Source organism: Geodermatophilus sp. SYSU D01045 (assembly GCF_054050295.1).
Genome location: NZ_JBJGZB010000016.1, coordinates 91682 through 110858, shown reverse-complemented (window position 1 = coordinate 110858; position 19177 = coordinate 91682). Strand labels below are relative to the sequence as shown.

The window sequence follows — 19177 nt, the reverse complement described above, 5'->3', positions numbered from 1 at the left end:
ACACGCCGTGACCGGCGCCAGCCCGTGGCTCGCGCTGCCCGAGGGGCGTCCCACGCCCGGACTGACCCGCCGCCTGCGCGCGGCCCACGAGACGCTGGTGACCCGGGGCGCCCCGCCGCCCCGCCCGGACGTGCGGTCGGTGGTCTGGGACTCCTGGCGGCGCAGCCTGGGCAGCGGCGTCGACCCCGACGGGCAGGGCCCGCCGGTCGACCTGCTCGACGACGACCTCGCCGGCTACCGCGCCGCCCACCCGCTGGCCCCGGTGCTGCCGGTGATCCGCCGGCTGCTGGTCGAGGACGCCGAGGCCGACCGGATGATCGTCGCGGTCACCGACGCCGACGGCCGGATGCTGTGGGTGGAGGGCGACCGCCGCCTGCGCTCGCTGGCCGAGACGATGAACTTCGTCGCCGGCGCCCGGTGGGCCGAGGAGGTCGCCGGCACCAACGCCCCCGGCACCGCGCTCGCCCTCGACCACCCGGTGCAGATCTACGGCAGCGAGCACTACCGCCGCCCGGTGCAGCCGTGGAGCTGCTCGGCCGCGCCGGTCCACCACCCGGTCACCGGGGTGCTGCTCGGCGCCATCGACGTCACCGGCGGCGACCACGTGGCCAGCCCGCACGTGCTCACGCTCGTCCGCGCGACCGTGGCCGCCGTCGAGTCCGAGCTGCGCTGGCTGCACCGCGAGGAGCAGCGCGACGCCGCCCGCGGTCCCCGGCCCGCACCGCCGGTGCGGCCCGCCGCGCCCCGGCTGGACGTCCTCGGCCGCGAGCGCGCCCGGCTGACCCTGCCCGGCGGACCGGTCGAGCTCTCGCTGCGCCACTCCGAGCTGCTGCTCCTGCTCGCCGAGGCGGCCGCCGCGGGGGAGGGCCGCAGCACCGAGCAGCTGGCCGCCGAGTGCCACGCCGGCGACACCGCCGCGGTCACCGTGCGCGCCGAGCTGTCCCGGCTGCGCCGGCTGGTCGGCGACGACCTGGTCGGCTCGCGCCCCTACCGGCTGCTGCGCCCGCTGGAGACCGACCTGGAGGCGGTGCGCCGGCTGCTCGACCGCGGCGCCGTCGCCGCGGCGCTGGACCGCTACCCCGGCCCGGTCCTGCCCCGCTCGACCGCGCCCGGCGTCGCCCTCGCCCGCCGCCGCCTGGTCGCCGCGCTGCGCGGCGCCGTGCTCGGCAGCCGCCGGCCCGAGCTGCTGCTGCGCTGGACCGCCCTGCCCGAGGCCCGCGACGACGCCGCCGCCTGGCAGGCCTGCCTCGAGGCCCTGCCCGCCGGGTCCCCGCGCCGCGGCGCCGTCGCCGCCCACCTGCTCGCCCTCCGGCGGTCCCCCCGCGCCTGAGGCCCCTGCGGCAGAGATGGCCATCTCCGCCACCCGGGGAATCATTTCCGCCACCCGGGGAATACGGCCCGGCGGCGTTCACTTGGCACGGTCACGTGAGTGCCAGCACCGCCGCCCCGCCGGCTCCCGCGACCCCGTCCCTGGCCACGCCGCGCGTCGCCGTCGCGCTGGTCGCGCTCGCGCTCGGCGGGTTCGCGATCGGCACCACCGAGTTCGTCACGATGGGCCTGCTGCCCGACATCGCCGCCGGCGTCGGCGTGGACATCCCGACGGCGGGCCACGTCATCTCCGCCTACGCGCTCGGCGTCGTCGTCGGCGCCCCGGTCATCGCCGCGCTGGGCGCCCGGCTGCCCCGCCGCGCCCTGCTCGTCGGGCTCATGGCCGCCTTCCTCGCCGGCAACGCGCTGAGCGCCCTCGCGCCCGGGTCGGCGTCGCTGCTGCTGGCCCGGTTCGTCAGCGGCCTGCCGCACGGCGCCTACTTCGGCGTCGCCTCGCTGGTCGCCGCCTCCCTGGTGCCGCCGTCGCTGCGCGGCCGGGCGGTGAGCACGGTGATGCTCGGGCTGGCCGTGGCCAACGTCGCGGGCGTCCCCGCGGCCACCTGGCTCGGGCAGACGCTGGGCTGGCGCTCGGCCTACTGGGCCGTGGTGGTCCTCGCCGCGCTCACCGTCGCGGCCGTGCTCGCCGTCGTCCCCTCCACGCCCGGGTCGCAGGAGGCGAGCGTGCGCGCCGAACTCGGCGCGCTGCGCCGCCCGCAGGTGCTGCTCACCCTGGCCGTGGCCACCGTCGGGTTCGGCGGCATGTTCGCCGTCTACAGCTACGTCGCGCCGCTGACCACCGAGGTCACCGGCCTCTCGCGCGGCGTCGTCCCCTGGGTGCTGCTCGCCTTCGGCATCGGCGGCGTCGTGGGGACCGCACTCGGCGGGCGGCTGGCCGACATCGCGCTGTTCCGCTCGCTGGTCGCCACGCTCGTCGCGCTGGCCGTCCTCCTGGCGCTGGTCGGCCCCGCCGCCGCCACCGGCCCCACCCTGCTGGCCGGCATCTTCCTGCTCGCGGTCGCCGCGTCGACGCTGGTCGTGTGCCTGCAGCTGCGGTTGATGGAGGTCGCCGGGGAGGCGCAGATGCTCGGTGCCGCGCTCAACCACTCGGCGCTCAACGCGGCCAACGCCCTCGGCGCGTGGCTGGGCGGCGTGGTCATCGCCGCCGGGTACGGCTACACCGCACCGAGCCTGGTCGGCGTCGGGCTGGCCGTGCTCGGCCTGGTCGCGCTGGCCGGCAGCGCGGCCCTGCGGCGGCGGGAGCTGCGCGCCGTTCCCGCCTGACGCGCGCTGCAACGGGCCTGCAACCTCTCCGCTGCGGCAGACCGGCCGCCGCTGCGCCGCAGCTGCGGCCAGTACGCCCGCGGACCTCCGCAACTGCGGACAAGCAGGTCACCCGGTCACAGGTAAGCGTGGCCTAAGTCACTCCGCCGTTGACAGACTCCGCCGCGGAGCGCCCGCGGGACGGGCGCGATCGCCCCCTGCACCGGAGCGGAGGATCCATGACCCAGGTCAGCATGAGGGTCGACGGCGTGACCTACACCGACGAGGTCGAACCCCGGACCCTGCTGGTCCACCACCTGCGCGAGGCCCTTGGCAAGGTGGGCACCGTGGTCGGCTGCGACACCAGCAACTGCGGCGCCTGCACCGTCCACCTCGACGGGCAGGCCGTGAAGTCCTGCACCGTCCTCGCCGTCCAGGCCGACGGCGCCGAGGTCACCACCATCGAGGGCATCGGCAGCGAGGGCGCACTGCACCCGGTGCAGAAGGCCTTCCACGAGATGCACGGTCTCCAGTGCGGCTACTGCACGCCCGGGATGATCATGGCCTCGATCGACCTGCTCAAGGAGAACCCGAGCCCCAGCGAGACCGAGGTCCGCGAGGGCATCGAGGGCAACCTCTGCCGCTGTACCGGCTACCAGAACATCGTCCGCGCGGTGCAGCAGGCCGCGGGGGAGATGTCCGGCTCCTCCGAGACCCTGGGAGCGCAGGCGTGACCGTCACCGAGGACGCGGCCACCACCCAGACCCCGGCCCCGGACAAGGAGGTCGGCAAGGCCCGCCGCCGCAAGGAGGACGCCCGCCTCATCACCGGGCGCACCACCTGGACCGACAACATGGTCCTGCCCGGGATGCTGCACCTCAGCGTCGTGCGCAGCCCCGTGGCCCACGCCCGCATCACCTCGATCGACGTCTCGGCGGCGAAGGAGGCCCCCGGCGTCGTCGCGGTGTTCACCGGCCGCGACCTCGCCGACGAGCAGGGCTCCATCCCCTGCGCCTGGCCGGTCACGCCGGACATGAAGAACCCCGGCCACCCCTCGATCGCCGTCGACGGCGTGAACCACGTGGGTGAGGCGGTGGCGGTCATCGTCGCCCGCTCGCGCACCGCGGCCGCCGACGCCGTCGAACTGGTCGACGTCGACTACGAGACGCTGCCGCCGGTCCTCGACATGGAGGAGGCCGTCCGCGACGGCGCGGAGCTGGTGCACGACGAGCTCGGCACGAACACGAGCTACCACTTCGTCTTCGACGCCGGCGAGGCCGGCACGGGCGTGGACACCGAGCAGGCCTTCGCCGACGCCGACGTCGTCGTCAGCCGGCGGTTCGTCAACCAGCGGCTGATCCCGGCGTTCATGGAGCCGCGCTCGGTCGTCGTCCAGCCCCAGGGCGAGAACTTCACGCTGTGGTCGGCCACCCAGATCCCGCACGTGCTGCGGGTGATGCTGGCGATGGTCACCGGCATCCCGGAGCACAAGCTGCGCGTCGTCGCCCCCGACGTCGGCGGCGGCTTCGGCGGCAAGCTGCAGGTCAACCCCGAGGAGATCCTCGCGCTGCTGATCGCGCGCCGCCTCGGCAAGCCGGTCAAGTGGACCGAGACGCGCAGCGAGTCGCTGATGACCGCCCACCACGGCCGCGACCAGATCCAGTACATCGACGTGGCCGCCGACCGCGAGGGCAACGTCAAGGGCCTGCGCGTGCGGCTGCTCGCCGACATGGGCGCCTACCTGCGGCTGATCACCCCGGGCGTCCCGGCGCTGGGCGCGTTCATGTTCCCCGGCATCTACAAGTTCCCGGCCTACCGCTTCGAGTGCGACGGCGTCTTCACCAACAAGGTCCCCACCGACGCCTACCGCGGCGCCGGCCGGCCCGAGGCCACCTTCGCCGTCGAGCGGATCATGGACGAGCTCGCCGTCGAGCTCGGGATGGACCCGCTCGAGCTGCGGCGCAAGAACTGGATCGACGCCGCGGAGTTCCCGTTCACCACCGTCGCCGGCCTCGAGTACGACAGCGGCGACTACGACTCGGCCACCCAGCAGGCGCTGGAGCTGCTCGGCTACGACGAGCTGCGCGAGGAGCAGCGCCGCCGGCGCGAGTCGGACGACCCGGTGCAGCTCGGCATCGGCTTCTCCACCTTCACCGAGATGTGCGGCCTGGCGCCCTCCCGGGTGCTCGGCTCGCTGTCCTACGGCGCGGGCGGCTGGGAGTCGGCGTCGATCCGGATGCTGCCCACCGGCAAGGTCGAGGTCGTCACCGGCTCGACGCCGCACGGCCAGGGCCACGAGACGGCGTGGAGCCAGCTGGTCGCCGACCAGCTCGGCGTGCCGTTCGAGGACGTCGAGGTGCTGCACGGCGACACCGCCGTCGCCCACAAGGGCATGGACACCTACGGCTCGCGCTCGCTGGTCGTCGGCGGCACCGCGGTGGTCAAGGCCGCCGACAAGGTGATCGCCAGGGCCCGCCGGGTCGCCGCGCACCTGCTCGAGGCCAACGAGGACGACCTGGACTTCTCCGGCGGGAAGTTCACCGTCCGCGGGACGCCGGGCACCGGGATGTCGATCCAGGAGATCGCGCTCGCCGTCTTCGCCGCGCACGACTACCCCGAGGACATCGAGCCCTCGATCGACGCGGACGCGACCTTCGACCCGGTCAACTTCTCCTTCCCGCACGGCACGCACGTGTGCGCGATGGAGGTCGACACCGAGACCGGGTTCGTGAAGATCCGCAAGTACGCCTGCGTCGACGACGTCGGCACGATCGTCAACCCGCTCATCGTCGAGGGGCAGGTGCACGGCGGCCTGGCCCAGGGCATCGCGCAGGCGCTGTACGAGGAGGCCGTCTACGACGCCGACGGCAACCTCACCACCGGCACCTTCGTCGACTACCTGGTCCCCTCGGCCGCCGACCTGCCGCACTTCGACACCGGCAACACCGTGCACGTGGCGCCGGGCAACCCGATCGGCGCCAAGGGCGTGGGCGAGGCCGGCTGCATCGCCAGCACCCCGGCGGTGGTCAACGCCGCGCTCGACGCCGTCCGGCACCTCGGCGTGGAGGACATCCGGATGCCGCTGACCCCCGAGCGGGTGTGGCGGGCCATCCACGAGGGCGGCGACGGCGGGGACCGGGCCACGGCCGGGTCCAACGCCTACGGCGGCGCCCAGACCGAGACCACCGCCGGTGTCTCGACCCCCCAGTCCGCTCTCGGAGGCGACCGGTGACCGGCCGACACGACGAAGGAGTAGAGCCGTGATCCCCGCCCCGTTCGAGTACGTCCGGCCGACGACGGTCGAGGAGGCCGTCCAGGCGGTCGCCGAGGGCGGCGAGGACGTCAAGGTCATGGCCGGCGGCCAGTCGCTCATCCCGGTCATGCGGCTGCGCCTGGCCGCGCCGGAGACGATCGTCGACCTCGGCCGGGTGGCGGAGATGCGCGGCGTCCGCGAGGAGGGCGACTCGCTGGTCATCGGTGCGATGACCACGCACGCCGACGTCCTCACCGACCCGCTGATCGCGCAGCACGCGAAGCTCGTCGCGGAGGCGACCGAGACGGTGGCCGACCGGCAGACCCGCCGGCGCGGCACCTTCGGCGGCGCCCTGGCGCACGCCGACCCGGCCGGCGACCTGCCGGCGGTGGCGCTCGCGCTGGACGCCGAGATGGTCGTCGCCGGGCCGGGCGGGCGCCGCACGGTGCCCGCGCGGGAGTTCTTCGTCGACTACCTGACCACCGCCCTCGACGAGGGCGAGGTCCTGGTCGAGATCCGGGTGCCGAAGCTGGCCGGCGACTGGGGCGTGCGCTACGAGAAGTTCAACCGCGTGGCGCAGGCGTGGTCGATCGTCGCGGTCGCCGCGGCGGTGCGGCGCGAGAACGGGCACATCGCCGAGGCGCGGATCGGGCTGACCAACATGGGCCCGACCCCGCTGCGGGCGTCGGCCACCGAGGCCGCGCTCAGCGGTGCCGCCGCGTCCCCGGACACGGTGGCCTCCGCGGCGCGGTCGGCGGCCGAGGGCACCAGCCCGAGCAGCGACCTCAACGCCCAGGCCGACTACCGCGAGCACCTCGCGCAGGTGCTCACCCGCCGCGCGGTCACCGCCGCCGCCGGGTTGTAGCGTCCGACACAACCCCGGCTCCGCCGTCCCTCGGCCGGCCCGCCCTCCCGGGCGGACCGGCCGAGGTCCTTTCCCACCCCGGAGGTCGCACCGTGCAGCTGGAGAACTCGTTCACCGTCCCCGTGCCCGTCGACGAGGCCTGGCGGGTGCTGCTCGACATCGAGCGGATCGCCCCGTGCATGCCCGGCGCCGCGCTCGACTCGGTCTCCGGTGACGACTTCACCGGCCGGGTCAAGGTCAAGCTCGGCCCGATCAACCTGACCTACCAGGGCAAGGCGTCGTTCGTGGAGAAGGACGAGGCCGCGCACCGCGCCGTCATCGACGCGCGCGGCAAGGACCAGCGGGGCAACGGGACGGCGGCGGCCACCATCACCGCCCAGCTCCAGGGCGAGGGGACGACGACGCGGGTCGACGTCCTCACCGACCTCAACATCACCGGCCGCCCGGCCCAGTTCGGCCGCGGCGTCATGACCGACGTCGGCAACAAGCTGCTCGGCCAGTTCGCCGACAAGCTCGCCGCCCAGCTGGCCAGCGGCGACGACGTGACCGTCGACCAGGCGGCCGCCGCGGAGCAGCAGGAGCCGACCGTCACCGGGAAGGTCACCGCCACCGCGGCCGGGGTCGCCGAGGAGGTCGCCCAGTCGGTCGAGCAGGTGCCCGGCGACAACGCGGTCGCCGCGAAGGTGCGCGGGGCCGGCACGGCGGCGCGGGAGGCCGCGGCGTCCGCCACCGACGCCGCGCGCAAGCCCGCGAAGAAGGCCCCCGCGAAGAAGGCGGCAGCCGCGGCGGCGTCGTCCTCCCCGTCGCCGACGGAGACCGCGCCGATCACCGCCCCGGTCACCGGCGCCACCGACACCGTCTCCATCCCCGCGGTGTCGGACACCGCGCCGGCCGCGGCGGACGCCGCCCCGTCGGCCTCGGACACCGCGCCGGCCGCGGCGGTCGGTCCGGTGCCGAGCACGCCGCCGTCGCGCAACACCGCCCCGCCGAGCCGCCCGGGCACGGGTGCCCCGCCGCGCAGCACGCCGGCCGCGGCTCCGGTCAGCCGCCAGCCGGCCGCCGAGCCCGAGCCGATCGACCTGCTCGAGGTGGCCGGCGGCGCTGCGCTCGCCCGCTACGCCGGTCCCGGCGCCGCCGTCCTCGCGGTGCTGCTGCTCATCCTCTTCGCAGCCCGCCGCCGTCGTTCCTGAGCGTCGGGCCCGTTGATCATCGGATCCTTGCCGCCGACACGCGCGGACACGCCGGTTCGTGCGGCAACGACCCGATGATCATCGGACGCGTGCACGGGCGGGCGGCGTGTCCGCGCGTGTCGCGTGCACGCAGCCGATGATCAACTCCTGACGGCGGCCAGCTCCTCCAGCCAGGCCAGCGCGGCGGCGGCCACGGCCTGGGGCGCCTTCCCCAGCGAGTGGTCGCCCGGCACGGGGCACACCGACGCCGCCGGCACGCCGTCCAGCGCCGCCGCGACCTCCGCGGGCCGGCCGAAGGCGTCGGTCTCGCCCTGCACCACGACCAGCGGCACGCCGGCGCCGGTGAGCTCGCCGGCGCGGCTGCGCTCGGGCCGGCCCGGCGGGTGCAACGGGAACGCCAGCGCCAGCACGCCGTCCGCCCCGAGCGCCGTCGCCGTCCGGCAGGCCACCCGCGCCCCGGCGCTGCGCCCGCCGAACACCAGCGGCCCGGTCAGTGCGCCACCGGCCCGCAGCGCCTCCACGACGGCGGTCCAGGCGACGTCGAGGCGCGGCGGCGCGGGCGCGATCCGCCTGCCGGCCACCCGCCACGGCTGCTCCACCCGCAGCACCCGCCAGCCCGCCGCGGCGCCCGCGGTCGTCACGGCGACCAGGTCGGCCGACCCGGCGCCCCCGCCGGCGCCGTGCCCGAGCACGAGGGTGCCGCGGGCGCCGTCGGCCGGGCCGTCGGCGTGCACCGCGGCCGGGCCGAGCGGGGTGGCGACCGGCGCGGGGGAGCTCACCGTGCCAGCAGCGCGTCGACCGCCCCCGCGAGGTCCGGGGCGACGACGGCCGGCGCGGGGTAGCCCGGCGGGTACACGCGCTCGCTGCGCGGGAACCACGCCCCGGTGAGGCCGGCCCGCTCGGCGCCGAGCACGTCCCAGCCGTGCGCGGCGACCAGCGCCATCCGCGACGGCTCGACCCCGCAGGCGCCCGCGGCCCACAGGTAGGCCGCGCGGGAGGGCTTCCAGGCGCGCACGGTCTCGCTGGTGAGCGTCCGCTCGACCAGCGGCGTGACGCCGCCGCGCTCCAGCCCCGCCTCGGCCACGCCGGGGGAGCCGTGCGACAGCGTCACCACGCGCACGCCGGCGTCGTGGAGGCGGCGCAGCGCGGGCTCGACGTCCGGGTGCGGTGACAGCTCGAGGAAGGCGTCGGCGACCTCCGCGCGGGCGCCGTCGGGCAGGTCGGTGAGCTGGGCCAGCGCCGAGTCGAAGGCGGCGCGGAAGGGCAGCCAGACGCCGGCCACCGTGGCCGCCGTCCCGGTGTGCAGGGTGCGGCCGAACACGGTGGGCAGCAGTTCCGCGGGCTGCCCGTGCTCGACGAGCGCGGCCCCGACGGGGGAGAGGTCGAGCAGCGTCTCGTTGACGTCGAACGCGACGACCTCGGGGCGCGTCACGCGTCGGCGCCGCGCGGGTCCTCGGCGCGGCCCGCGGTGGTCTGCCGCCGGCGGTGGTGGCGGACGTCCTTCACCCGCTTGTAGACCAGGTAGCCCACGGCCAGGACGGCGACGGCGACGACGACGTAGTCCAGGTAGTGCAGGTTCGCCTCGATGAAGTCACGGGCCAGCCAGCCCAGCGTCACCAGGACGGTGTTCCAGATGAGGCTGCCGGCCGCGGAGTAGAGGAGGAACTGGCCGAACGGCATCCGCACCACGCCCGCGGGCACGGAGATGAAGCTGCGCACGATCGGCACCATCCGGCCGAAGAACACCGCGGAGCGGCCGTGCCGCTCGAACCAGGCGAAGGTCTTGTCGACGTCGGCGGTCTCCACCAGCGGCAGCCGGTCGAGGAAGGCGTGCGACCGGCGCGGGCCCAGCGCCCGGCCGACGTAGTAGAAGAAGATCGCGCCCAGGATCGAGCCGATCGTGGCGCACCCGACGACGGCCACGAACGCGAACGGGCTGTCGATGAGCACACCGGCCGCCCCGAGGACGGCCTCGCTGGGGATCGGCGGGATGACCGTCTCCAGCAGGATGCTGAAGCCGACGCCGATCGGGCCCAGCGAGTCCACGAGGGAGAGCAGCCAGGCGGTGAGCCCACCCTGGTCGGAGGATGCCGCGGCGGCCAGGAAGGACATGGTCCCCACGGTACGGGCGGCATCCGGACGTCGCCCGGACCTCGGAGCGCTGCCCGGACGGCCGGGACGGATGGGGCTAGCGTGCCGCCATGCGTCAGCGCCTCACCGCCCGGGCCGTCGTCGTGGGGGACCGGGCGGGGACCGTCGTCCCGGACGCCGTCGTCGACGTCGAGGACGGGCGCATCGCGTGGGCCGGCGCGGCCGCCGACGCCCCGCCGGCCGGGGACGCCGAGGTCGTGGCGCTGCCCGGCCTGCTCGTGCCGGGGCTGGTGAACGCCCACTCGCACGCGCCGATGGTGCTGTTCCGCGGCCAGGGCGAGGGCCTGCCGCTGGACCGCTGGCTGCGCGAGGTGATGTGGCCGCGGGAGGCCCGGCTGACCGGCGACGACGTCGAGGTGGCGATGACCGCCGCGTCGGCGGAGATGCTGCGCGGCGGGGTCACCGCCAGCGTGGAGATGTACTTCTCGCCCGAGCGGATCGCCGCGGCGGTCGGGGCCACCGGCGCCCGGGCGGTGGTCGCGGCGCCGATGGTGCCGCTGCCGGGCATGCCGCCGCTGGAGGAGCAGATGGCCGCCGCGGTGGACCTGGCCGGGCACGCCGACGCCGACGGCCTGGTGGAGTACGGCCTGGGCCCGCACGCGGCCTACACCGTGCCGCTGCCCCTGCTGCGCCGCGCCGCCGAGCTCACCCGCGAGCACGGGATGCTGCTGCACCTGCACGTGGCCGAGACCGCCACCGAGGGCGACGGCCTGCTCGCGGCGCACGGGCTGTCGGTGCCCGCGCTGCTGGCCGCGCACGACGTCCTGGGCGGGCGGGTGCTGGCCGCGCACTGCGTGCACCTCGACGACGCCGACCTGGAGCTGTGGGCCGAGTACGACGTCGCCGTCGCGCACTGCCCGGCCAGCAACGCCAAGCTCGCCAGCGGCATCGCGCCGGTCCGGGCGATGCTCGACCGCCGGATCCGGGTGGGCCTGGGCACCGACGGGCCGGCGTCCAACGACGGCCTGGACCTGCTCGCCGACGTCCGCCTGGCCGCGGGGCTGGCGCGGCTGCGCGAGTCCTCGGCCACGGCGCTCACCGCGGCGGAGGCGTTCTGGCTGGCCACCGGCGGGGCCGCCGCAGCGATCGGCCGCCCCGACCTCGGCCAGGTCGAGGCGGGCCGGCGCGCGGACCTCGTGCACGTGGACACCCGGGACCTCGGCTTCGAGCCGGTCGGGGACGAGACCGACCTGCTCACGCACCTCGTCTGGTCGGGCGCCTCGCGGCTGGTCCGCGACGTCTGGGTCGGCGGCCGTCAGGTGGTCGCCGGCGGCGCGGTCACCACCGTGGACGTCGACGCGCTGCGCACCGAGGTCGCCGAGCGGGCGGCCCGGCTGGCCGGCTGAGGCGCCCGCGGGGCTGGAGGACCGGGGCGCGCGGCGGTTGACTGCGCCGCATGGCGGCGTCCCTGCGGGTCCTGACCATGAACGTGCTCGGGCCGGCCAACCCGGACTGGGCCCGGCGCAGCGCCCTGGTCGGGGAGACGCTGCGCCGGCTGGCCGCCGACGTCGTCGCGCTGCAGGAGGTGCCCGTCGCGGACGGCACCGTGGAGGAGCTGCTCGGCCCCGGGTATCACATGACCCCCTTCTCCCGGGCCGCCGACGACGGGGTGGGCGGCGTGCTGGCCACGCGGGCGCCGCACCGCGTGGTCGAGGAGGTCGACCAGCGCTGCACGCCGCGGGCGCACGACCTCCCCTGGTGCGCGACGCTGCTCGCCGAGGTGGACACCGCGGTCGGCCGCGTGCTGGTCGCCCACCACAAGCCGAGCTGGCAGTTCGGGTTCGAGTTCGAACGCGAGCAGCAGGCCCTCGCCGCCGCGCGGGCGGTCGAGCGCCGGGCCGGCGGGGTGGACCACGCCGTCCTCCTCGGCGACCTCGACGCGACCCCGGACGCGGCGAGCGCACAGTTCCTGCGCGGACGCCGGTCGCTGGAGGGGACGAGCGTCTGCTTCCAGGACGCCTGGGAGACCCTGCACCCGGCCGATCCCGGGTTCACCTTCGACGCCCGGAACCCGCTGGTGCGGGCGGGCGAGGTGGCCACGGCGGTCAGCCGGCGCATCGACTGGGTCCTCGTGCGCAGCGGCGCGCACGGGCCGACGCTGCAGGTCCGTTCCTGCGCCCGGGTGCTGGACGAGCCGGTCGCCGGCGTCTGGGCCAGCGACCACTCCGGCGTCGTCGCCGACCTCGACCTGCCCGGCCACCCGCCGGGCTCCTGGGCTGCTCAACCGATCGGTTGACAAGGGAGTCTGCCGACCCTACCGTTGTGTTCAACCGAGAGGTTGACGAAGGAGGTCGCTGGTGGCGGCAGACCCGCTCTCCCGGGTGTTCGCGGCGCTGGCCGACCCGACGCGGCGCGACATGGTCGCGCGGCTCGCGATCGGCGACGCGACGGTCGGCGAGCTCGCCGCCCCCTACGACGTGACCGTGCAGGCGGTCTCCAAGCACCTGAAGGTGCTCGAGGACGCCGGCCTGGTCAGCCGCAGCCGGGAGGCCCAGCGCCGCCCGGTGCACCTGGAGGCGGAGGTGTTCGACCTGATGACGAAGTGGATCGAGCGCTACCGGCGCCAGGCCGAGGAGCGCTACCGCCGCCTCGACGACGTCCTCCGGTCCATGCCGGACGACGTCTCCCCGCCCATCGCGCAGGAGGAGAACCGGTCATGACCACCAGCACGCGTCAGACGCAGATCGCCGCCGACCCCGAGGTCCCGCTGATCCGCATCACCCGGGAGTTCGACGCCCCGCGCAGCAAGGTGTTCCGCGCGCACACCGACCCGGACCTGCTCGTGCAGTGGATGGGCCCGCGCGGGCTGGAGATGCGCATCGACCGCTACGACTGCCGCACCGGCGGCTCCTACCGCTACGTGCACAGCGACGCCGACGGCGAGTACGCGTTCCACGGCTCCTTCCACGAGGTCCGGCCCGACGAGCTGATCGTGCAGACGTTCACCTTCGAGGGGCAGCCCGACGGCGTCGCCCTGGAGAAGCTCGTGCTCGAGGACCTCGGCGACGGCCGGACCCGGCTCACCGCCACCTCGCTGTGCGACTCGTTCGCCGACCGCGACGCGATGCTCGCCAGCGGCATGGAGGTCGGCGTCGTCGAGGGCTACGAGCGCCTCGACGAGGTGCTCGCGCGTGGCTGAACACGCCGTGGAGATGAAGCTCGAGCTCGTGCCGATCCCCGTCGCCGACGTCGACCGGGCGAAGGCCTTCTACGCCGACCGGCTGGGCTTCACCGTCGACGTCGACGTGCGGCCGGCCGACGGCGTGCGGGTCGTCCAGCTGACCCCTCCGGGTTCGGCCTGCTCCGTCGGCTTCGGCACCGGCCTGGCGGCCTACGAGGGCACTCCCGGCTCGGTGCGGGCGCTGCACCTCGTCGTCGCCGACATCGAGCAGGCCCGTGCGGACCTGGTGAGCCGCGGTGCCGACGTCGGGCCCGTGGTGGACGTGGGGGGCGGGGTGAAGTACGCGGCGATCGCCGACCCGGACGGCAACACCCTGACCCTCCAGGAGATGGCCTGGCGGACGGGCGACGCCTTCTAGGTGCGACGCCTTCTGGGTGCGCGGCCTTCCAGGTGCGACGCCTTCCAGGTGCGACGCCTCCTAGGCGCGCAGCGAGATCGTCTCCCCGCGCACGACGGTCCGCAGCTGCCCGGGCGCCCGCCGCTCGGCGACCTCCCGCACGAAGTCGCCGAGCGGCGACGCGAACCGGTCGTAGTCGTCGTAGTGCACCGGCACGGTCACCGGCGGCTTCAGCAGCTCCACCAGGTCGGCGCCCTGCCGGCCGTCCATGGTCACGGTGACGCCCAGCGCCTTCGTGCCGCCCAGGTGCGGGACGACGACGTCGAGCGGCCCGCAGCGCTCCAGCACCTCGCCCAGCCACGGCCGGAACAGGGTGTCGCCGGTGACGTACCCGCGCCAGGACACCTCGCCGTCGCGGAGCAACTCCAGCACGCTGCCCATCACCGGCGGCAGCACCCGGGCCAGCGGGCCGGGGCCGTGGACGCCGGGCACCGAGGTGATCCGCAGCGTCTCCTCGCCGCGGCTGACCTCGTGCACCTGCCACGGCCGCAGGTCCGCCGTCGCCGAGAAGCCGCGCGAGGACAGCGTGCGCGCGGCCGCCGGGGTGGTGACGACCGGCGTGGCCTTGTCGATGGTCGCGTAGGCGACCCGGTCCCAGTGGTCACCGTGCAGGTGGGACAGCAGGACGGCGTCGAGGTCGGGCAGGTCCTCGGGCAGCAGCGCCGGGTCGGTCAGCCGCCTGGCGAACAGCCCCTTGCCCAGGTAGACGCGCTCGCCGCGCCGGACGAAGTTCGGGTCGGTGAGCAGGGTGAACCCGCCCAGCCGCAGCAGCGTCGTCGCGTTGCCGCCGAAGGTGAGGGTGACGTCGGAGGTGCTCTCGTCGGTCGGCGCGGTGCTGCGGTCGGCGCTGCCCGGGTCGGCGGTCATGCCCGGGCGGCTACCCGTCAGCCGTCGTCCTGCAACCCGGCCGGCCTTGTCGGCGGGTCGCCGGCCGCGGGAGGGTGCCTCCCGGAGGACCCGTCGCAGGACCCAGGAGGAGCCCGATGAGCCAGGTCGATCCGTCCGTCCCGCCGAGCGGCACCGGCTGCGCCGACTGCGACGCCACCGGCGGGTGGTGGTTCCACCTGCGCCGCTGCGCCGCCTGCGGCCACGTGGGCTGCTGCGACTCCTCGCCGTCGCAGCACGCCTCGGCGCACGCCGCGGCCACCGGGCACCGGATCGCGCAGAGCTTCGAGCCCGGTGAGGACTGGACCTGGGACTACGCCGCCGGGGAGTTCGGCGGGGACCTCCGGCTGGCGCCGCCGACCTCGCACCCCGTGGGCCAGCCGGCGCCCGGGCCTGTCGGCCGGGTGCCCGCGGACTGGCAGCGGCACCTGCACTGAGGGCGGGGCGGGGAGCACCCGGCTGGTAGACAGGGGCGGTGGTGCAGCCCCGCGACGTCGACGAGTCCTTCCTCGCCCTGCCCCTGTCCGCGCTCACCGAGGCGGCGCTGACCCGCGCGGTCGACCTCGGCTGCGAGCACGCCGACATCCGGGTGGAGCGCATCCGCACCCAGTCGATCAGCCTGCGCGACGCGCGGCTGGAGGCCCTGGCCGACGGCGAGGACCTGGGCCTGGCCGTCCGCGTGGTGCACGAGGGCACCTGGGGGTTCGCCGCGGGCGTCGTCCTCACCGCGGCCGAGGCGGTGCGGCTGGCCGAGCAGGCGGTCGCCGTCGCGCAGGTGTCGGCGGCGCTGGCCACCGACCGGGTCGAGCTCGCCCCCGAGCCGCAGCACGAGGGCTCCTGGGTGTCGTCCTACGACGTCGACCCGTTCGAGGTGCCCGACGCCGAGAAGACCGCGCTGCTCACCGAGCTGTCCGAGCGGCTGCTGGCCGCCGACGGCGTCGAGCACGTGCAGTCCGGGTGCATGCACGTCAAGGAGCAGAAGTACTACGCCGACACCAACGGCACCCGCACCCGCCAGCAGCGCGTGCGCATCTCCCCGGAGTTCACCGCGCTCACCGTCGACCGCGGCACCGGCGCGTTCGAGAGCATGCGGACCCTCGCCGCGCCGGCCGGCCGCGGCTGGGAGTACCTGACCGGGGACCACGTCGACTGGGACGCCGAGCTCGCGCAGATCCCCGAGCTGCTGCGGGAGAAGACCAAGGCGCCGTCGGTGGAGCCGGGCCGCTACGACCTCGTCGTCGACCCCTCCAACCTCTGGCTGACCATCCACGAGTCCGTCGGCCACGCCACCGAGCTGGACCGGGCGCTGGGCTACGAGGCCGCCTACGCCGGCACGTCGTTCGCCACCGTCGACGGGCTGGGCAGCCTGCGCTACGGCTCGGAGCTCATGCACGTCACCGGCGACCGCACGGTCGAGCACGGCCTGTCGAGCATCGGCTGGGACGACGAGGGCGTCGAGGCCCAGCAGTGGGACATCGTCCGCGACGGCGTGCTGGTCGGCTACCAGGTCGACCGCAACACCGCCCGGCTCGGCGGGATGGCCCGCTCCAACGGCTGCTCGTTCGCCGACTCGCCGCGGCACGTCCCGGTGCAGCGGATGGCCAACGTCTCGCTGCAGCCGGCCGCCGACGGGCCGGACCTCGCGGGGCTGATCGGCGGGGTCGAGCGCGGCATCTACGTCGTCGGCGACAAGAGCTGGTCGATCGACATGCAGCGCTACAACTTCCAGTTCACCGGCCAGCGCTTCTACCGGATCGAGGGCGGGCGGCTGGCCGGGCAGCTGCGCGACGTCGCCTACCAGGCCACGACGACGGACTTCTGGGGCTCGATGCGCGCCGTCGGCGGCGCCTCGACCTACCGCCTCGGCGGCGCGTTCAACTGCGGCAAGGCCCAGCCCGGGCAGATCGCGCCGGTCAGCCACGGCTGCCCGGCCGCGCTCTTCGAGGGCGTCACCATCCTCAACACGATCCAGGAGGGCGGGCGATGAGCCAGCTGACCGCGCAGCAGCTGGTCGAGAAGGCGCTGGCCGCCTCGACCGCCGACGGCTGCGTCGCCTACGTCGTCGAGAGCACCGAGGCCAACCTGCGGTGGGCGTCGAACAGCCTCACGACGAACGGGGCGATGCGCTCGCGCCAGGTCGTCGTCGTGTCGTTCGTCGACGGCGGCGCCGGGATGGCCACCGGCACGGTCGCGCGGACCGGCACGCCCGACGTCGCCGAGCTGGTCGCCGCCAGCGAGCAGGCCGCCCGCGACGCCGGCCCGGCCGAGGACGCGGTGCCGCTGGTCAGCGAGACGCCGCCGGGTGCGGGGGACTGGGACGCCGAGCCCGCAGAGACCTCGATCGAGGTGTTCGCGGACTTCGCGCCGGCGCTGGGGGAGGCGTTCGGGGCCGCGCGGGACCGCGGCGACCTGCTGTTCGGCTACGCCGAGCACGCCCTGACGACGACGTACGTGGGCACCTCGACCGGCCTGCGCCTGCGCACCGACCAGCCCAGCGGCCGGGTCGAGCTCAACGGCAAGAGCAGCGACTTCGCGCGGTCGGTGTGGTCCGGCGTCGGCACCCGGGACTTCCGCGACGTGTCGGTGGCCGGCCTCGCCGCCGACGTGGAGCGCAAGCTCGGCTGGTCGCAGCGGCGCGTCGAGCTGCCGGCCGGGCGGTACGAGACGCTGCTGCCGCCCTCGGCCGTGAGCGACCTGATGATCTACGCCTACTGGACGATGGAGGCCCGCGACGCCGACGAGGGCCGCAACGTCTACGCCAAGGCCGGCGGCGGCAACCGGATCGGCGACCGGCTGGCCCAGCTCCCGCTGACCCTGCGCAGCGACCCGCACGCCCCCGGGCTGGAGACGGCGCCGTTCCAGGTGGTGAGCACCTCGTCCGGCTCGGCCAGCGTGTTCGACAACGGGATGGCGACGCCCGCCGTCGACTGGATCCGCGACGGCGTCCTCACCAACCTGATCCGGCCGCGGGCCTGGGCGCTGAAGACGACGGCGCCCGCGGTGGCCGCCGTCGACAACCTGCTGCTCGAGCAGCCCGGCGCGACGGCGTCCCTGGAGCACATGGTCGCCGCCACCGACCGCGGGCTGCTGCTGACCACGCTCTGGTACATCCGCGAGGTCGACCCGCAGACGCTGCTGCTCACCGGCCTGACCCGCGACGGCGTGTTCCTCGTCGAGGGCGGCGAGGTCACCGGCGCGGTGAACAACTTCCGGTGGAACGAGTCGCCGGTGGACCTGCTGGCGCGGATCGGCGAGGTCGGGCGCACCGAGCGGACGCTGCCGCGCGAGTGGAACGACTGGTTCACCCGCGCCGCGATGCCGCCGGTGCGCGTGCCGGACTTCAACATGAGCTCGGTGTCCCCGGCCAGCTAGACGCCGTCGGCCCGCTCCTCGGGTCGAGTTCGCGGTCCCGGAGCCCTGCAGCACCCCGGGACCGCGAGGAAGACCCCGGGGGCCCGCACCGGCGACGAGCGGCGTCCCGGACGGGGGCGCGTGGGGCCGCTGTGACGCAGGAGTGAAAAGGAGCACCCATACCGCACGGCTGCTCCCCTCAAACACGGATCCCGGATATTTTTCCGGCGAACCGCAGAGAGCCTCCGGGTCCCGGGGGCGCGAGGGGAGCACGCCATGACCCGCAACCAGAAGCCCTCGGTGTTCCAGGTGGGCAAGATCTGGGACGACGGCCGCACGGTCGTCGTCTCCGGGTGGGGCATCGGGCTGTGCGCCTCGGCCTGCGCCTGCCACCGCTCGCCCGTCAGCGGGCACCTCTCCATCGACGAGGACCAGGCCGGCGGCACGCTGGGCCTGCGCTGCTTCGACGAGGACGGCTGCGACTGCTGCGAGCCGTGGACCGCCGACGAGCTGTCCGCCGTCCTGCGCGACCTGCAGCGCGTCGCCGGGCTCGACGCCGAGGAGCCGCTCGCCGGCTGAGCCGGCCCAGATGGAGTCGGCCGCTGACAGAGCCGGCCCGGACAGACCGACCCGCGGGGCGGGCGCCGTTCGGCGCCCGCCCCGCGGGGTACCCGGCCTCGCATGCTGGGACGAGCGGCGGTGCGCGGTGCCCTGGCCGGACTGGCCGGCACCGCGGCGATGACCCTGGTCACGAAGGCCGAGCAGCGGGTGACCGGCCGGCCCGACTCCTACGTGCCGGCCCGCACGCTCACCGCGCTGGCCACCCGGCGCCGGCCGCCCGGGTCCGAGCGGCCGTTCGTGCGCAACCACCTCATGCACTGGGGCACCGGCGCCGCCGTCGGTGCGCTCCGGGGGATCTGGTCGGCCAGCGGCCTGCGCGGCTGGCGCGCCTCGGCCTGGCACACCTCCGTCCGGCTGGCCACCGACCAGACGCTGGAGAACGCCACCGGGGTCGGCGACCCGCCGTGGACCTGGTCGCGGCAGGACCGCGTCGTCGACGTCGCCGGCAAGGCCGTCTACTCCCTCGTCACCGGCGCGGTGTCCGACGCGCTGGTCCCGCTCGCCCCCGACCGCCGCCGCAGCACCTCCCCCTGACAGGACCGGCCTCCTCGCGGTACGGCCGGGGCGGGTGGGACGGACGGGGCGCGTGGGGTCCCGCCGGCCCCGGGAACCGCGCGCCCTGCGCACGCTCCGCTGACCTCCTCCATACGGTCCG

The 19177-nt window shown here is 75.5% G+C and carries 20 protein-coding genes; 16 read left to right on the top strand and 4 right to left on the bottom strand.

All coding sequences use genetic code 11. From position 1 onward, the window contains the following. Nucleotides 1-7 precede the first annotated feature (7 nt). The 6 genes from ACI798_RS15130 (at nucleotide 8) to ACI798_RS15105 (ending at nucleotide 7936) form a co-directional block, all read left to right on the top strand. On the top strand, nucleotides 8-1330 hold the full coding sequence (locus ACI798_RS15130) for a GAF domain-containing protein (protein ID WP_456942512.1): 1323 nt from the start codon (nucleotides 8-10) through the stop codon (nucleotides 1328-1330). A 95-nt stretch (nucleotides 1331-1425) separates the two neighbouring features. After that, nucleotides 1426-2649, top strand: a complete 1224-nt coding sequence (locus ACI798_RS15125; protein ID WP_456942513.1) for an MFS transporter — start codon at nucleotides 1426-1428, stop codon at nucleotides 2647-2649. Between the two features lie 218 nt (nucleotides 2650-2867). Continuing rightward, a complete protein-coding gene (locus ACI798_RS15120) occupies nucleotides 2868-3362 on the top strand; it encodes a (2Fe-2S)-binding protein (protein ID WP_456942514.1) in 495 nt (164 codons plus the stop codon). Further along, nucleotides 3359-5860, top strand: coding sequence for a xanthine dehydrogenase family protein molybdopterin-binding subunit (locus tag ACI798_RS15115; RefSeq protein ID WP_457048284.1), 2502 nt, complete (start codon nucleotides 3359-3361; stop codon nucleotides 5858-5860). The genes ACI798_RS15120 and ACI798_RS15115 overlap by 4 nt, the downstream gene beginning before the upstream one ends. A 28-nt stretch (nucleotides 5861-5888) precedes the next feature. Further along, nucleotides 5889-6746: an FAD binding domain-containing protein gene (locus tag ACI798_RS15110; RefSeq protein WP_456942516.1), complete on the top strand. Its 858-nt coding sequence runs from the start codon at nucleotides 5889-5891 to the stop codon at nucleotides 6744-6746. 92 nt (nucleotides 6747-6838) lie between these two features. After that, complete coding sequence (locus ACI798_RS15105; protein ID WP_457048283.1) at nucleotides 6839-7936, top strand: SRPBCC domain-containing protein; 1098 nt, start codon at nucleotides 6839-6841, stop codon at nucleotides 7934-7936. 140 nt (nucleotides 7937-8076) lie between these two features. On the opposite strand, the gene ACI798_RS15100 is transcribed toward ACI798_RS15105, so the two are convergent. Genes ACI798_RS15100 through ACI798_RS15090 form a run of 3 tightly spaced genes read right to left on the bottom strand, consistent with a single transcriptional unit; the run spans nucleotide 8077 to nucleotide 10048 of the window. Continuing rightward, complete coding sequence (locus ACI798_RS15100) at nucleotides 8077-8715, bottom strand: alpha/beta hydrolase family protein (protein WP_457048282.1); 639 nt, start codon at nucleotides 8713-8715, stop codon at nucleotides 8077-8079. After that, nucleotides 8712-9368 carry an HAD family hydrolase gene (locus ACI798_RS15095; RefSeq protein ID WP_457048281.1) on the bottom strand — a complete coding sequence of 219 codons (657 nt, stop codon included), beginning with the start codon at nucleotides 9366-9368 and terminating at the stop codon, nucleotides 8712-8714. The genes ACI798_RS15100 and ACI798_RS15095 overlap by 4 nt, the downstream gene beginning before the upstream one ends. Beyond that, entirely contained in the window at nucleotides 9365-10048 is a 684-nt protein-coding gene (locus ACI798_RS15090) for a DedA family protein (protein WP_456942520.1), read from the bottom strand. The genes ACI798_RS15095 and ACI798_RS15090 overlap by 4 nt, the downstream gene beginning before the upstream one ends. 89 nt (nucleotides 10049-10137) lie before the next feature. Between ACI798_RS15090 and ACI798_RS15085 the strand changes: the two genes are divergently transcribed. The 5 genes from ACI798_RS15085 (at nucleotide 10138) to ACI798_RS15065 (ending at nucleotide 13626) form a co-directional block, all read left to right on the top strand. Further along, nucleotides 10138-11433: an amidohydrolase family protein gene (locus ACI798_RS15085; RefSeq protein ID WP_457048280.1), complete on the top strand. Its 1296-nt coding sequence runs from the start codon at nucleotides 10138-10140 to the stop codon at nucleotides 11431-11433. Between the two features lie 50 nt (nucleotides 11434-11483). After that, nucleotides 11484-12323 carry an endonuclease/exonuclease/phosphatase family protein gene (locus tag ACI798_RS15080; protein WP_457048279.1) on the top strand — a complete coding sequence of 280 codons (840 nt, stop codon included), beginning with the start codon at nucleotides 11484-11486 and terminating at the stop codon, nucleotides 12321-12323. 61 nt (nucleotides 12324-12384) lie between these two features. Continuing rightward, a complete protein-coding gene (locus ACI798_RS15075; RefSeq protein ID WP_456942523.1) occupies nucleotides 12385-12747 on the top strand; it encodes a metalloregulator ArsR/SmtB family transcription factor in 363 nt (120 codons plus the stop codon). Beyond that, nucleotides 12744-13226, top strand: coding sequence for an SRPBCC family protein (locus ACI798_RS15070; protein ID WP_456942524.1), 483 nt, complete (start codon nucleotides 12744-12746; stop codon nucleotides 13224-13226). Before ACI798_RS15075 ends, ACI798_RS15070 begins: the two co-directional genes overlap by 4 nt. Next, on the top strand, nucleotides 13219-13626 hold the full coding sequence (locus ACI798_RS15065; protein ID WP_457048278.1) for a VOC family protein: 408 nt from the start codon (nucleotides 13219-13221) through the stop codon (nucleotides 13624-13626). The genes ACI798_RS15070 and ACI798_RS15065 overlap by 8 nt, the downstream gene beginning before the upstream one ends. Before the next feature lie 60 nt (nucleotides 13627-13686). Here ACI798_RS15065 and ACI798_RS15060 read toward each other — a convergent pair whose 3' ends face one another. After that, a complete protein-coding gene (locus ACI798_RS15060; RefSeq protein ID WP_456942526.1) occupies nucleotides 13687-14532 on the bottom strand; it encodes an MBL fold metallo-hydrolase in 846 nt (281 codons plus the stop codon). A gap of 116 nt (nucleotides 14533-14648) precedes the next feature. Here ACI798_RS15060 and ACI798_RS15055 point away from each other — a divergent pair, with 116 nt between their 5' ends. From ACI798_RS15055 to ACI798_RS15035, 5 genes are all read left to right on the top strand, one after another. After that, a complete protein-coding gene (locus ACI798_RS15055) occupies nucleotides 14649-14987 on the top strand; it encodes a UBP-type zinc finger domain-containing protein (protein ID WP_457048277.1) in 339 nt (112 codons plus the stop codon). Nucleotides 14988-15025: 38 nt separating this feature from the next. Continuing rightward, nucleotides 15026-16537 (top strand): TldD/PmbA family protein, encoded by a 1512-nt coding sequence (locus ACI798_RS15050; protein ID WP_457048276.1) that lies wholly within the window; start codon nucleotides 15026-15028, stop codon nucleotides 16535-16537. After that, nucleotides 16534-17922 (top strand): metallopeptidase TldD-related protein, encoded by a 1389-nt coding sequence (locus ACI798_RS15045; RefSeq protein WP_457048275.1) that lies wholly within the window; start codon nucleotides 16534-16536, stop codon nucleotides 17920-17922. The genes ACI798_RS15050 and ACI798_RS15045 overlap by 4 nt, the downstream gene beginning before the upstream one ends. A 255-nt stretch (nucleotides 17923-18177) precedes the next feature. Beyond that, on the top strand, nucleotides 18178-18480 hold the full coding sequence (locus ACI798_RS15040) for a hypothetical protein (RefSeq protein WP_457048274.1): 303 nt from the start codon (nucleotides 18178-18180) through the stop codon (nucleotides 18478-18480). Between the two features lie 102 nt (nucleotides 18481-18582). Then, on the top strand, nucleotides 18583-19056 hold the full coding sequence (locus ACI798_RS15035) for a hypothetical protein (RefSeq protein ID WP_456942531.1): 474 nt from the start codon (nucleotides 18583-18585) through the stop codon (nucleotides 19054-19056). The last annotated feature ends 121 nt before the right edge of the window (nucleotides 19057-19177 follow it).